This window comes from Flavimobilis marinus (assembly GCF_900113055.1).
Lineage (GTDB): Bacteria > Actinomycetota > Actinomycetes > Actinomycetales > Cellulomonadaceae > Flavimobilis > Flavimobilis marinus.
In genome coordinates this window covers 657,941-672,057 of record NZ_FONZ01000002.1, presented here as the reverse complement: position 1 = coordinate 672,057, position 14,117 = coordinate 657,941, and the positions used below count along the sequence as shown (strand labels likewise).

Below are 14,117 nucleotides of genomic sequence, written 5' to 3'. Positions count from 1 at the left end.
GTCAGTACCATCCTCGTCGGCGGCAGAGGTCTGCATAGTCGTATTGACTGAGGAGTGCCCGCTCGTCCAGCCGGATGCCGTGCGCGTACAGGAAGGCGAGCGTGGTGACGACCCATGCGAAGCCCTGATGGCGAACGGCCTCGTGTGAATCGATGCCGTGTCGCCGCTGGTGGCGGGCGGGGTAGAGGTCGCGAAGATCGTCGAGAGTGAACGAGCGGCGACGCCGGTCAGCGATTTCGGGGACACCGTCGTCGCCGACGTAGGTGTGGAGCTGGAAGGAATGTGAACCTTCAACAAGCGAGAAGTCGCCGCAATTGACATAGATCACTGCCGTATCACGCTTGGCAGAGTCCGACAGGCGTGCGACGTCGTGCACGGGGATCGTCGTGCTCGACTCAATGTAACGACGGATCTCGTCTCCGAGGACCAGCCGAACATCTTCGATCCGGTCCTGTTCGTACAGGCCGAGCAGCAGCCTGGCGCGTCGCTCCAGCATCCGCTTCATGTCGTCGTTGCCGGTTCGGTCAGCGTAGTTCTGCACGCCGTTCAAGAAGGCGCGTAGGTCGAGTCCTTGCAGCCAGCGCACGGCGCGCTGGCGGCTCTCATCCGGTATGGGGGCCCACCACGTTTGCCACTGGGCCGTGTTGCGCATGCGTGGGTCGCCGGCGAAGGACATCGTGGCAGCGAGCCATGCCTCGCTCGGCCGCTTCGTCGTCTTCGCGGTGAGGGCGCCGAGTACGTAGTGGCCGAAGTACAAGCCGTTCTCGTCGGTGTCCTCTGTCTGCTGGCGAGCCATGACTTCCTGCGTGACCACCTCCAAGAACGCGTGTTCGCGTTGCTCGGCGTCGGCGGCCGCGATCTGGGCTAGGTAGAAGTGGTCCCGCGCGATCCTGCCCAGGCGTAGGTCGAGCCACCAGCCGATGTGGTGGCGCTTGAACCATGCGTACAGGTCGGCGTCCGCGGCGACGAGGTCACGCGCCAGGGCACTGGGCGCGCCCTTGTCCGCGAAGTAGGGAGCGTTGGCTCGGAGCGCCTCGACGACGTCCGCGCGCTGCCGCGTGGGCTGGCATTGGACTGCATGCCAGACAAGGTCCCGAACCGCTGCGAAGAGCCCCGGCGCCCAGTCGTCCAACCGGTCGAAGTGCTCGGCGTACAAGGTGGCAGCCTGGATGGTCGCCAACCGCGACAACTGAGCACCAGTCCGGACGCGCGTAACGGCCTCGACGGTCATCGTCTTCCGGGCGAGTGGCTCGTCCTCGGACCAGGCGGAGATCAGTGCCCGAGCAAAGCGACGTTCGGAGAGTCGAACGTCGACGATCTGCCATTGGCCGCCGAGCAGAAGGGCGCGAACTTCGGCGACCAGCGCTTCGTAGTTCCGTCCCATTCCGGCGCGACGCCCAAGGTCGACGGTGGCGCTGGTGCGTGCCTTCCAACCGTCCACAACCTCAGACGCCCAGGGCTGGAAAGCGGGCGTGGGAATGGGAGGGAGTTCGACGATCTTCACGGCTACGGCGCCTCATCCGTGCCGTCACGCAACTCACTCAGGTCTTCCTGGGAGAGCTTGTGCTCAGTGAAGCGGATGTCGATGCGCCGGTTGGCCGCGCGTGAAGACTCAGACTTTTTCCCGGTGCTCACGGGCCTAGTATCGGCGTACCCGGAGACGGAAAACAGGCGTTCTCCGGTTGGCCCGGCTAGCTCGCCGAGGTCTACCCGAAGGTCGTCCTCCCACAGGCGCCACAGCGAGATAGCTCTGTTGGCAGACAGTCCCCAGTTGCCGCCGTGCAAGCCTTCCATCGGTACGTCGTCGGTGTGACCTTCGACGAAGACAGTGTCGAGCTGCTTGTACCGCTCGTCAGTGGTGAGCACCTCGGCGATCACTTCTCCGATTTCCAGAGCACTGGAGCGGTACCGCGGCTGGATGTCCGAGGAGCCGCTCTCGAAACCGAGCAGGTCGACCGGGACACGGATCACCGATGAAGCTGGGTCGACCTCTACCTCAATCCCGCGCTCGGCCAGAGCGCGTTGGACCTCGAGAACCATCTCGGAGCGCACTCGCTCCGACGTGCCCAACGTGCCCAGGAGGTCATCGAAGCGGTCCCCGCGGGCCTTTGCTGCCTCGGCCTCGATTCGAACCTCGGCGAGCGCATCCTGTTCCTGAGTGAGAGTGAACACGAGGGCGACGGCTGCGAGCATGAACACCGCGAGCAGCGCCGTCATGAGGTCGGAGAACGAGATCCACACGGTCTCCTCGCTCGACTCGACTGCCCGGCGGCGGTTAAGAAGCCGGCGACTCAAGGTTGGATCACCCCGGCAGGCTGCGAGCGACTGCCCATCTCGTCGATCGCGTCTGACATCGCCTTCGTCGCGCTGACCATCTCAGACGTAAATCGCGACGTCTGCGTGTTCCACTCGTCCATGCGGCGGGTCGTGTGCTTGCTGACCTCGTCCGAGTACGCGGCGAGCCACGCGGCCATCTCCGCGGACTGACGGTGCAGGGTCTTCTCCAGGTCCGCGAGGAATGCTTGCTGGGCGGCGCTCATCCCGGTGAAGCCCCCACGCAGCGACTCGGAGACCGCCGTCAGACTCTGGCTCGCCGAGAGTGTGGTCGTCAGAAGCTGTTCGACCGCCTGGTGCTGAGTGGTCAGGGTCATGGCGGCAGCGGAGGTCTTCGATGCCAGCTCGTCCATCGACCCGACTGCCGAGGTCAACATCGTGCCCAGAGACGTACTTGTATTGCGCAGTTCGTCCGTCGCGCCAGCGAGCGCGCCGGCGACACCGGCGAAGCCTTCCGTCGCGCTACCGATGCGGCTGGCAGCGCTGTCGAGACCTGTGATCACGCGCGGAAGCGCGTCCTGGAGCATCGTCATCTGCTCGGCCGTCGCCGCGCGCAGATCGGCCAGCTGCTGGACCGACGCCTCTTGCATGGCAGTCATCTGCGTGAGGTGCTGATCGGCCTGGCGCGCGAGTTGCTCGCCCATGTAGTCGAGGGTCGCCCGCATCTGGCCTGCCGACCGGCTGAGCTCTTCCGCAAGGGACAAGCCCATCTTCTCGAACGTGCCGGTGAGCTGGGCAGAGACGGCTTGAAAGACGTCGGCAGACTGGTTGGCGGCGCGCTCGGCAAGGTTCTCCATGACGGGCGCCAGCGTGCTCGTGATCGCGTCGCTGATCGCCCGCTCCGTCTGTGCGCCGACCCTGGCGACCGACTCCTGCAGTGCGCTGCCGATCTTCTCGTGGAGGACTTGCAACGCCTTCTCTGATTCACCCGTGTGGGTGGCGATGTCCGACAGAGACTGCTCGGGGGAGCGAAGCTGGAAGAACTTGTCGATCGTGGTCTGCAAGGCGCGCGTCCTCGTGACTACGCCGCGCTCGAGCAGCCGCTCGGTCACGTTGACCACGAGGCTCATGAACACGCCCCAGAGGGACGCGGTGAATCCGAGTGCTGCGCCTTCGACGAGCACCTGAATGCCGCTGCGGAGCTCGTCGCCGCTGCTGCCGAGCTCGATCCCGCGCAGCCCGATGGTCAGTCCGGCGAAAGTGCCCAGGAGTCCGAGAGTGGTGAGGACGGTCGGGATGGCGTGGAGGAACCGGTTGCCCACGAGACGGGGCGCGAACACCTGCTCATGGAAGAACTCTTCCGCGGCGAGGGTGTTGTAGAGGCGCCCGCCTTCGAGCACGAGTGTCTCGTCGAACTCGCGCCACGCGTTCGCGGCGACGTCTGATTTGGTGCTTGCTTCCTGGAGGACTTCGTTCCGGTGTGCCAGGAGATCCTCGACTCGTCGCCCGTCGACGAGTGACTTGATTTCGCGTATCGCCCCAACTCCGCGGTGATACTGCACGCTCGCGAAGCCGATGGCACAGCCAGCCGCGACCCAGATGATGAGCACGAGGATCGGCGTCAGCGCCTCGACGGTACCGCCCGTGATTTCGCCGAAGCGAGGAAGCAGGAGCTCCCACACACCGCCAAGACTGCCGTCGTCCACCGTGATGCCTCCAACGTTCGTGATGGGCACCCCGAGGGCGCCGCAAGCCTGTGCGCACGAGCGGGGGGCGTACAGGAGAGCCCAGCCAGCGATGCGTGCAGTACTGTCATGGCGATATCGGTCGAATCCGCGGCGTTCTTGAGGTCAAGCGACGGTCGTACGGGGAGTGCGGCTGAACTTGGCGATCGCACGCGAGCGATGCCCAGGGGCTTGCTAGTTCTCCGTAAGTGCCATGGCGTCGTTGGTGGGGTCGGTCACGGTGAACCCGAGGTCCCGAAGGATCCGCGCGGCCCCGCGCTTGCCTCCGTCGAAGGACCTCGACGAGGCGAGTTCTCCGGTCGCATACCGGTGAGCGACACCAACGACTGCCTTCGAGGGGTAGTCGCTCGCCTCGTGCACTACGTCGTAGCCCTGCGATGTCCTGAATCCGTACTGCCGCAGGACGACGGGGGTGCCCAGACGGTCGTACTCGAACACTGCCTGAACGACGTCGTCTCGCTCGATCGCTGCCATATCGGTGATCCAGCGACTCTAGGGCAGGCCGCTGTTGCTTGGTGGCACTGCTGCGAGCAACTCAGAGACCACTGGGAGGAGCCGACGCCCGCTTGCTTTGTACGCAGCCATGAGATCGATCCGGCGGTCGTTGACGTAGCCCCACCCGTCGGTGGAGAGCATCGCGACAACTGTGTCGTCCCGGAGGATGCCCCAGAATCTCGTGGCGACCTCGTGTGGCAAAGAGGTCTGAGCGGCCTGCCGAGCGTCCTCAGCGGCGAGGGGGAACGTGTCGATCCATCCATGCAGACTCGATCCCCATGACCCCGACGAGTCGTAGAACTCGTTGCGAGCATCCCAACGGTCACGGTCATGCATCGTGGTGGTGAGCAGTTGCGCGATGATGCGGAACGCGAGGGAGCGACGAGTGGTGGCAGGCGCGGAGGGCGGTGATCCGAATCCGGCGACTGTCTCGAGCTTCTTCACCCAATGATGTGGGCTCTCTTCGCCCAGGACTACCATCCATGTCGCTACCGGCGTGGTGTCGAACTCGGCCCCCGCGTGAACCTGGATCGTGCCCTGGCGGTTCAGCATCACGTGCGCCTCCCGCATGGAACCCTCGCCGACAGTGTCCGCTCGGCGGACCGAGAGGACGTCGTACTGTCCGCCGCCCGGATGCATCTCGTAGACGACGAGTTCTGGATGGCGCCTCACAAGCTCGGAGGCGATCCACCACGACTCGACGTTCACCAGCCGCCAGTGCGGTGGAACTGGTGGTATGGCGATGTCGGGCCCTTCGTGCTTCTCCACTGTCTTCGCCTGCGCACTCGACAAGAAGCTCTGTCGGACGGCCTCGTAGACCTTGTCAAGCGGGGCGTCCGGGGGCGCCCCAACACCGAAGTCGCCGGGAGTTCTCCAGGACGGGCTCGTCTTGACCTTCCACTCTGCCCACTCGCGCCACGAAATCGACGGCGGTCGCGAATATATCGCCTTGTGGCCTGCCGGGCCGCGGTGCTCGTGCTCTGGGGGGTAGAACGCACCGTCTTCTCGCCAGATGCCTACCGGCTCGGCCGTCGTGAAGGCGCCAGTCTTGGCGACGTGGACCACGGTGTCGAACACGACTGGTTCCTTCGATTGAGGTCGACAGAGAGCGTGCATCCAGCGCTGGCGCGCTGCCAATCAGTGCATCGGGTGGCTGAGGTTGCGACTTGAGGAGTGCTCGAATCCTATGTGGCTCAACTGCAATGACCCCGAGCGATAGCAAGCGGTCGGGATCTCCTTCATAGCGATCCCGCAACGGGCCGTCGAGGCCCCGTCGGGTCGACCTGGCACATTGTGCTGCCGCGCGGGTGGTGGCGGCGCTCGCCATACGAGCGCGTCCGACTGACCGAGACCAGTCGGTCCTCCGGCGACGTTGTCGATACCTGGACCGGGCGCCTGATTCCATACCGCCTACCCGCAGTTGTCGCAGACCCCAGTCCCCGGCAGCGTCATGAAGCACGTCGGGCAGATCGGCGCCACGCGCTCGGGCACCGCGGGCTTGCGCGGCGCGGCAGCCTTCCGTGGAGCCTTCGCCGGCGTTGCGGCGCCACCGGTCCTGACCAGCTCGGCGATTTCGAACCCACGCTTGCGCAGCAGATCGGCCACGCCGAACTTCCCGCCGCCGAACTCCTCCGCCGTCGCGACCCGCCCGGTCGCGTACCGGTGTGCGACCCCGAGGATCGCCCTCGAGTCGTACGTTTTGCCCTCGTGGACCAGCGTGTCGCCGCGGGAGGGGGTGAAGCCGTAGACGCCCAGGAAGCTCTCGACCCCGCGATCGTCATACTCAGCGATCGCCTGGAGGATGTGCTGCCGGGTTACAGAGGAGAAGGTTGCCACACCCCCGAGCGTAGCCGCCGTGGAGGATGAACCCGACCCCTGAGACGTCGGGCACGGCGAGCGTCAGCAGAACTTCTTGACCGGCCCGCCGTCGGCCATCTGCTCGGTGCCAAGGCCGATGCCGGTCGACTTCCAGTACACCGGGTTGATCACTACGACGGCACCCTTGCCGTCGTAGAACGTGAGCATCGACGTGCTGTAGCTGCCGCCGTCGGCGGTGGCGCCTTCGACCTGCAGGATGCGGCCCGCGCTGCTCGTCTCCGTCGCGGCAACTGTGCCTTCACAGCGGACAACTGGCTCGTCGGGTGGGGGAGGTCCAGCGTCCTTGAGCGCGGTCTGACACATGTTCTCCGAAGCGGCATACGCGCACAGCCCTGCAGGATCGGACTGTGCGGCTCCCACGATGTCGGCCAGCACCGCAGACGCCTCATCGAGGCTCGGGCTCTCCTCGCGAACGCCGGAGCCGCACGCCGTTGCCGTCAGGACGATCACCATCAGAGCGGCGAGCGACGCGCGCAAGGAGGTCATCGCGCAAGTATGGCGACGGTGTGGCAACGGCGTCTATGGGCTGGGGATCAGCTCCGCGCCCGTCCCCGCCACAGCAGCCACACGAAGTACGGCGCCCCGATCAGCGCCGTCGTGAGCCCTGCCGGGATCTGCGCCGGCGCGACCACGGTCCGCCCGAGCGTGTCCGCCACGCTCACCAGGACCGCCCCGAGCAGCATCGCCACGGGCACCACCCGCGAGTTCCGCGACCCCACCAGCGCCCGCGCGGCGTGCGGCGCCACGAGCCCGACGAACCCGACCACGCCCACCGCGCACACCGCCGCCGCGGTCACGAGCACGGTCGAGCCCAGCAGCACCAGCCGCGTGCGCTCCACCGGCACCCCGAGCGTTCGCGGGGTGTCCTCGTCGAGGGCCAGCACGTCCATGTCCCGCCGCCGCCACACCGCCACCGGCGTCACCACGACGAGCGCGACGATCACGGGCACCAGGTGCTCGAACGTCCGCCCGTACGTCGACCCCGACAGCCACGTCAGCGCGAGGTTCAGGTTCCACGGCTCGGCGACCACGATCACGAGCGTCGTGAGCGCCGCGGCACCCGCGCTCATCCCGACACCGATCAGCACCAACCGGTCCGAGCTCAGCCCCCCGCGCCACGCGAGCGCATAGACGGCCCCGAACGCCACGAACGCCCCCGCCCCAGCAGCGGCGGACAGCGCCCACACCGGCACGCCGGGCACGAAGATGATCACGCACACCGCACCCAGCCCGGCGCCGGCCGTCACACCCAGCAGGCTCGGCTCAGCCAGCGGGTTCCGGCACGCCGACTGCACCATCGACCCCGCCAGCCCGAGCGCCGCCCCAGCCAGCAGCGCCGCGAGCACGCGCGGCATGCGCTGGTCGAGCGTGAAGCCCACCTGCCGCCCCGCGACGCCCTCGGCCCAGTGCAGCACGTCACCCAGCAGCAGCAGCCGGTCGCCCAGCAGCATCGCAGCCACGAACGCCCCGCCCAGCAGCACGGTGAGCAGACCGACCACCACACCCGCGCGCCGCGCGCTGCGCGGTCGGACCCTCGCGGCCGAGCCCCCTGCGCCCGCCCCCGAGTCCCGCAACCGCCGCGCCAACGCCACGAGCACCACGGCCCCGAACACGCTCGTGACGATCCCCGTCGGCACCGCCACCCCGTACTCGCCGGGCAGCACGGCCCGCAGCAGGACGTCGGCCGCGAGCACGATCGTCACGCCCAGCACCGCGGCGAGCGGCACAAGCACGGCGTGCCGGCTCATCCCGCCCACACGCCCCGCGACCAGCCGCGCGAGCACCGGCGCGCACAGCCCGACGAACCCGATCGGCCCCGCCACCGTCACCGCGGCCGCGGCCAGGAGCACCGACACCCCGACGGTCAGCACCCGCGTGGACCGCACGTCGATGCCCAGCACCTGCGCGGCGTCGTCGCCCAGAGCCAGGAGGTCCAGGCGCCGCGTCAGCAGACCTAGGCACAGCAGACCCACGCCGATCACGGGCGCCGCGAGCGTCACCACGCGCGTGCCCGACTGCACCACCGACCCGCTGCCCCACGCGAACAGCCCCGTCGTCTCCTGCTGGAACACCAGGAGCAGCACGTTGGTCGCCGAGCTCAGCGCGAGCGTCGTCGCCGCGCCCGCGAGGATCAGCCGCGTCGGCCCCGAGCGCCCGCCTTGGGCGAGGGCGAGCACCAGGCCTGCGGCGAGGAGCCCGCCGGCGAACGCCAGCAGCCCCGAGAGGTAGAACGGCAACGAGATTCCCAGCACCGCCGCCGCGACCACAGCCAGGTAGCCGCCGGCGTTGACGGCGAGGGTGTCGGGGGAGGCGAGCGGGTTGCGGGCGATCGACTGCAGAGCCGCACCCGCCGCGCCCAGGGCCGCCCCCACGAGGATCGCGGCCACGAGGCGAGGCATGCGCGAGGCGACCAGGACCGCGGAGGCCGGGTCGCCGTCGTCGGCCCGGAACAGGGCACGCAGGACGTCGCTGACGCCCAGGTCCGCGGTGCCCTGCGTGAGGTGCACGGCGGCGAGGACGGCCATCACCAGCCCCGCGCCGACGAACACCGTGGTGGCGCGCAGGAGCGGGCGAGCGTCATCGGATGCGGGCGAACCCGGAACCGCGCCGCCAACCGTGGGGGAGGGCGCGACGCCCACCCGCTCCTGCGCGGTGCTCACGCGGTCAGCGCGGCGACGAGCGCGTCGATGTACTTCCCGGCCGAGGCCGGGCCACCGAACATCCAGATGCCGTCGGGCAGGCGGTGCACGTCACCGGCGACGACGAACGGGAGCTGCTCCCAGATCGCGTTGTCCTTGAGGCCCGTGGCGAACGGGTCCGCCTCGGCGCCCCCGTTGCTGGCGTAGACGAAGTGGAGGTTCTCGGTGTCGGCCAGGACCGTCAGGCCCTCGACGTCGATGGTCTCGAGGCCGTAGTTCGGGTCGCCCTCGCCCGGCCAGGCGTTGACCAGGCCGAGCTCGTCACCCAGCGCACCGAAGAACGAGCCCGACGTGTACATGCGGATCGACGTGGTGCCGTTCGCGATCCAGCCGTCCGCCATGGTGAAGCTCGCGCCCTCGGCGCCCGCCTCGGCGAGCGCGGCCTTCGCCTCGGTGACCTTCGCGTCGAAGCCGGCGAGGAGTTCGGCGCCCTTGTCGGTCGTGCCCGTGACGGTCGCCAGGGTCTCGACGGTCGAGCGCATGTAGCCGATCGGGTCCGAACCGTCCGACCCGCGCAGCACGACCACCGGCGCGATGTCCTCGAGCTGGCCGATCACCGTCTCTGCGGTGTCCGTCGTGACGGCGATGAGGTCCGGCTCGAGCGCGTTGATCGCCTCGAGGCTGGCCTCGCCGCGCGTGCCGACGTCGGGCGTCTCGGCGTCGAGCGGCATGGCCTGCGCCCACGTGTTGTAGCCCTCCACGTCGGCCTGGCCCACGATGTTCGCGCCCAGCGCGAGCAGGTTCTCCGTCAGGCCCCACTCGAGGGAGACGACGGCGTCGGCCGGCTCCTCGAGCGTGTGCTCGCCGCGCTCGTCGGTGTACGTGACGGGGCCGGCGGCCTCGGCCGAGGTGGGCGCCGGCGTCGTCGAGGAGGCGGTGGTGGGGGCCTCGGTGCTGCCGCACGCCGCGAGGGCGAGCGTGGCGACGAGCAGCGCGGCGGGGCCGGCCGTGGAGCGGGAGAGGCGCATGAAGTGTCCTTCGGGTGGTGAGGTGCCGCGGCATGGCGGCGGTGGCGTCCGGCCTGGTGGCCGCACGGGGCGAGAAGTCTGGGGGAGAGGTTCGGGCTAGACCGGGACGGCGGAGCGGACCGTGTGCCGCCCGATCGGCTCGGTGCGCACGAGCCCGGTGAGCGGGTCCACGGCCACGTCGATGCGCAGCCCGTAGGTCTCGCTGAGCAGGTCGGCGCGCAGCACGTCGACGGGCGTTCCGGAAGCCTGCACGACGCCGTCGCGCAGCAGCACCACGTGGTCGGCGACGGCCGCGGCCTGGTTGAGGTCGTGCAGCACGACGCCGACGGCGACCTGGTGGTCGTCCGCGAGGTCGCGCACCAGGTCGAGGATCTCCACCTGATAGCGCAGGTCGAGGTACGTCGTCGGCTCGTCGAGGAGCAGCACCCCGGTGTCCTGCGCGAGGCAGGTCGCGAGCCACACCCGCTGCAGCTCGCCGCCGGACAGCTCGTCGACGCCGCGGTCGGCCATGTGCTCGACGCCGGTGACATCCATCGCGTGCGCGACGGCGCGGGCACCGTCGGGGTCGCCCTTGCGGAAGCGCCCCTGGTGGGGGTGGCGCCCGTAGCCGACGACGTCGCGCACCGTCACGCCGGTGGGCGTCGGCCGCGTCTGGGACAGCAGGGTGACGCGGCGTGCGAAGTCCTTGGCGTGCAACGCGAGGGCGTCCGGCTCGCCCGTCAGGCTCACGCCGCCCGACGTCGGGCGGTGCAGCCGGGCGAGCGAGCGCAGCAGCGTGGACTTGCCCGAGCCGTTGGGGCCGATCAGCGCGGTCACGCGCCCGGCCTCGAGGTGCAGCGATGCGCCGTGCACCACGGTGCGCTTGGCATAGCCGAGCACGAGGTCGGTGCCCTCGAGGCAGGGGGCGGGTGCGGCGTCGGCCGCTAAGGGTGTCCTCACGTAGGTGAGGATAGCCTTACCGATCCCTCGGGTGAAGCCATCTCGAAATCTGGGCGAACGTTGTGGCGTGCCCGAGCGGACATAGCGGATGAGGCGCTACCTTTCAGGTGCTATCCCGACTTCTCTCCCAGGAGCTCCCGTGATTCGTCGTCGTCTCGCCCCGCTCGCCATCGCGACCGCCGTCTCGGCCTCCTTCCTCGGGGCCGCGCCTGCCAGCGCCGCCCCTGCTCCGTCCGTGCAGACCGTGACCTGCGGCGCGCAGACCGTGACTCTCGACGGCGTCGGCACGAGCTACCGCCTCAGGGGCGCGTGCGGGAAGGTCGTCGTCGACGGCGCCGGCATCTCCGTCTCCATGACGTCCGCGAAGCGGCTCGTCGTCAAGGGCTCGAACGTCACCGTGAAGGTCGCCCGGAACGCGAAGTCCGTGTCGTTGTCCGGCACGGGCGCGACGGTGCGCGTCGGCGGGTCCGTCACGGGCCTGAGTACCAAGGCGAGCCGCAGCAAGGTCGTCGTCAAGAAGAAGCTCGGGACCGCGCGGATCGCCGGCAGCGGCGTGAAGTTGCGCGCGGGTGCGACCAAGACGGTCACGATCAAGGGCAGCGCGAACGACGTGCGGGTGACGAAGCTGCGCAAGCTCACGGTCGTCGGGGCGAGCAACTACGTGAAGGTGTCGAAGGGCACGACCAAGGCGAAGGTCCGGGGCGCGGGCAACACCGTGAAGATCCGCCGGGCGCGCTGACCTCGCGGGGCCGCTATGGGTTGGTGACGAGCCGGGTGCGGCGTTCGACCAGGCTCATCGGGTCGCGGGTGGTCGTGGTCGTGGTGGAGCCCGCGATCGGTTCCCAGGTTGCGCCGCTGGTGAGGCGGAATGCTCCCTCCCAGGTCGTGGTGAGGGTGATCGTGTAGTCGCCGGTCGTGGGGTAGGCGTAGGCGACTGTGTGGTCGGGGTAGGGCTTGCCCGGGTCGCTGGTGACCAGGGGATCGGAGCCGTCGCCGAAGTTCCACGCGAAGCTGACCGGGGTGACGCGGACCTCGACCGAGGTGCCCAGGACGGTCGTGGTGAGGACCGTTGGTTCGGGGTCGGTGAAGACGATCGTGTCGAGGTTGACGTAGGTCCAGTCCTGGTCAGGTTGCACGTTGAGCGGCGACGGCGGGATGGGGAGCGTCGCAAGGTCGCGCTCGAGGATCGTGCGGATGTCGGTGGTGGTGGGGCCTTCCGGGTCGACGCAACGGAAGGTGTCGTTCCACTGCCACGGGCCCCACGGGCCGCGTGAGCCGTCGGCGTTGATGGTGCGACTGCGCGAGTACTGCGGGGTGGAGACGGTCTGGTCGTCGGTGCACTCGAGAGCCTCGTGCTGCTCGTCCGGAGGCAAGCCGCACAAGTAGTGGGACTGGCCCGCGCTGACATCGACGTCGCCGCAGTTCGCGAACTCGTACTCGCGCGTCGGGGGTGGGGCGTCGGGGGTGTTGGTGACTTCCCTGACGGTCTCTCGTCGTAGTCCCGATGTCTCGATTTCGCCGTCAGCGAGCCTGGTCCCCACGTTGATCACTGGCACAGGGTCATCAGACGGTTCATGGATCAGCAGGCCAGATGCCGCAGCGGCGCTGTATACGACGGCAGTAACGACGGCGCTGATCACCCTCAGCGAAGTCCCCAACGTCCTCACTTCGCGTCTCGCAGGTCGACGACCATCCACCGTTCTTGCTGCTGCTCGACAACTACCTGCAACACGTATTTCCTCCCGGCCGCGCCAGCGCGCCGCTCGCCATCCGCGGTGACGGAGGCCGACTCGGACTGTTCCGCGTAGAACTGCACGGGCAACTGCTGCAACTCCGCGTAGTCGTCGGGCACCGTCGCGTCCTTCACGGAGATCTGCCCGCCTTCCTGCCAGGCGCCAGTCTCGTAGAGGTTGTCGATGTCGGTGATCAACATCGTGCACGGGCCGCACTCGTCGGCCGCGAGGCTCTCAATAGTCGTTGTCTCACCGGAGGCAAGTGCGTGATTGAGGGCTTCGACGAAGTACTCAGCTGTCTCGATCGCCGCGAGGGCGTCCGTGCCCTTCATCTCCGCTGGCGGCTCGGGCGCCTCAGGAACCGGCGGTCGACTAACGACAGGTGCGGGCGTCGGCGTCGGCGTGGCCGTCGGTGTCGCGCTCACGGATGGCTGGCTCGGCTGGGCTGCCGGGCTCGATGGCGTGTCTCCACCGCCCGTACATCCGGCGAGCACGACCGTCGAAGTCAACGCGAGGACGAGTCCGTATGGGCGGCGATCGGCACTCCTGAACCAGGTCACGCCCGGCAAACTACCGTGAATGCCCTGAACAGCGCGAGATGCGCATCCGCGCTGTGGACACCGAGGTCCGGGACGATAGCGTCGAGTCAGTTCTGAGCACGCACGGACGGAGGTCGCTCATGGCGCAGCCGGTCGTGCTGGCGCTCCCCTTCACGGGCCGTTCGCTGGTCCAGAACAGCCCGGCGCGCCGCGTGCCCAGCCACGGCGTGGACATGCTGGGTCAGCGGTATGCGACCGACTTCGTCGGCGTCGATGAGCGTGGTCGGACCTCCCCGCTGCGTGACTGGCGCACCGTCCTGGCCAGCGAGCCGCCAGAGCGGTTCGTCGCCTTTGGGCGGCCCCTGCTCGCGCCCGTCGACGGCGTGGTGGTCGCTGCGCACGACGGCGAACCCGACCACGAGGCGCGGCGCTCCCAGCTGGCGCTCGTGCCATATGCCGTGGGTCAGGCCGGGCGTCGTCGGCAGGGCCCGGCCGCCATCGCGGGCAACTACTTGGTCATCCGCGACGACGTCTCCGGGATGTTCGTGGCGCTGGCGCACCTGCGCAGGGGGTCCCAGCGGGTCCGCGTCGGTGACCGGGTACGGGTCGGCGCAGCGTTGGCCGACTGCGGGAACTCCGGCAACTCGACGCAGCCGCACGTACACCTGCAGGTCATGGACAGCGCCGATCTCACCCTGGCGCGCGGGATGCCGGTGGCGTTCGCGCGGTATTGCGAGCGCGCCCGCCGCGGTCGTAGGAGTCCACGCGACGTCGCGGTGGGGGTACCCGCTGAGGGGGCGGTCGTCGAGCCGAGCGGCGCGGCAGCCAGTTGATCAGAACCCGGTCA

General features: G+C 68.8%; 14 protein-coding genes. 2 read left to right on the top strand and 12 right to left on the bottom strand.

The window, feature by feature from the left end; all coding sequences use genetic code 11:
- Position 1: 1 nt before the first annotated feature.
- From BMZ30_RS08130 to BMZ30_RS08085, 10 genes are all read right to left on the bottom strand, one after another.
- Positions 2–1,504, bottom strand: a complete 1,503-nt coding sequence (locus BMZ30_RS08130; protein WP_093377041.1) for an EH signature domain-containing protein — start codon at positions 1,502–1,504, stop codon at positions 2–4.
- Between the two features lie 2 nt (positions 1,505–1,506).
- Positions 1,507–2,241 carry an OmpA/MotB family protein gene (locus BMZ30_RS08125; RefSeq protein ID WP_229828508.1) on the bottom strand — a complete coding sequence of 245 codons (735 nt, stop codon included), beginning with the start codon at positions 2,239–2,241 and terminating at the stop codon, positions 1,507–1,509.
- Between the two features lie 50 nt (positions 2,242–2,291).
- Positions 2,292–4,010: an anti-phage ZorAB system protein ZorA gene (zorA, locus tag BMZ30_RS08120; protein ID WP_143073155.1), complete on the bottom strand. Its 1,719-nt coding sequence runs from the start codon at positions 4,008–4,010 to the stop codon at positions 2,292–2,294.
- Positions 4,011–4,193: 183 nt separating this feature from the next.
- Positions 4,194–4,493, bottom strand: coding sequence for a ScoMcrA-related endonuclease (locus BMZ30_RS08115; RefSeq protein ID WP_093377036.1), 300 nt, complete (start codon positions 4,491–4,493; stop codon positions 4,194–4,196).
- Between the two features lie 18 nt (positions 4,494–4,511).
- Positions 4,512–5,591 carry a TY-Chap2 family putative peptide chaperone gene (locus BMZ30_RS08110; protein ID WP_093377033.1) on the bottom strand — a complete coding sequence of 360 codons (1,080 nt, stop codon included), beginning with the start codon at positions 5,589–5,591 and terminating at the stop codon, positions 4,512–4,514.
- A 333-nt stretch (positions 5,592–5,924) separates the two neighbouring features.
- A complete protein-coding gene (locus BMZ30_RS08105) occupies positions 5,925–6,350 on the bottom strand; it encodes a ScoMcrA-related endonuclease (RefSeq protein ID WP_093377031.1) in 426 nt (141 codons plus the stop codon).
- Positions 6,351–6,413: 63 nt separating this feature from the next.
- Positions 6,414–6,878: a hypothetical protein gene (locus BMZ30_RS08100; RefSeq protein ID WP_093377028.1), complete on the bottom strand. Its 465-nt coding sequence runs from the start codon at positions 6,876–6,878 to the stop codon at positions 6,414–6,416.
- A gap of 47 nt (positions 6,879–6,925) precedes the next feature.
- Entirely contained in the window at positions 6,926–9,052 is a 2,127-nt protein-coding gene (locus tag BMZ30_RS08095; RefSeq protein WP_219810201.1) for an iron ABC transporter permease, read from the bottom strand.
- The gene (locus BMZ30_RS08090) at positions 9,049–10,059 is read right to left on the bottom strand and encodes an ABC transporter substrate-binding protein (RefSeq protein WP_093377026.1); all 1,011 of its coding nucleotides are present in this window, start codon (positions 10,057–10,059) and stop codon (positions 9,049–9,051) included. The genes BMZ30_RS08095 and BMZ30_RS08090 overlap by 4 nt, the downstream gene beginning before the upstream one ends.
- A gap of 96 nt (positions 10,060–10,155) precedes the next feature.
- The gene (locus BMZ30_RS08085; protein ID WP_093377023.1) at positions 10,156–10,998 is read right to left on the bottom strand and encodes an ABC transporter ATP-binding protein; all 843 of its coding nucleotides are present in this window, start codon (positions 10,996–10,998) and stop codon (positions 10,156–10,158) included.
- Between the two features lie 139 nt (positions 10,999–11,137).
- On the opposite strand from BMZ30_RS08085, the gene BMZ30_RS08080 reads away from it, so the two are divergent.
- Entirely contained in the window at positions 11,138–11,737 is a 600-nt protein-coding gene (locus BMZ30_RS08080) for a DUF3060 domain-containing protein (RefSeq protein WP_177191309.1), read from the top strand.
- A gap of 13 nt (positions 11,738–11,750) precedes the next feature.
- On the opposite strand, the gene BMZ30_RS13725 is transcribed toward BMZ30_RS08080, so the two are convergent.
- Complete coding sequence (locus BMZ30_RS13725; RefSeq protein ID WP_189691894.1) at positions 11,751–12,554, bottom strand: PKD domain-containing protein; 804 nt, start codon at positions 12,552–12,554, stop codon at positions 11,751–11,753.
- Positions 12,555–12,661: 107 nt separating this feature from the next.
- A complete protein-coding gene (locus BMZ30_RS13720) occupies positions 12,662–13,156 on the bottom strand; it encodes a DUF6318 family protein (RefSeq protein ID WP_177191308.1) in 495 nt (164 codons plus the stop codon).
- 254 nt (positions 13,157–13,410) lie between these two features.
- Here BMZ30_RS13720 and BMZ30_RS08065 point away from each other — a divergent pair, with 254 nt between their 5' ends.
- Positions 13,411–14,103 (top strand): peptidoglycan DD-metalloendopeptidase family protein, encoded by a 693-nt coding sequence (locus BMZ30_RS08065; RefSeq protein ID WP_093377457.1) that lies wholly within the window; start codon positions 13,411–13,413, stop codon positions 14,101–14,103.
- Positions 14,104–14,117 lie beyond the last annotated feature (14 nt).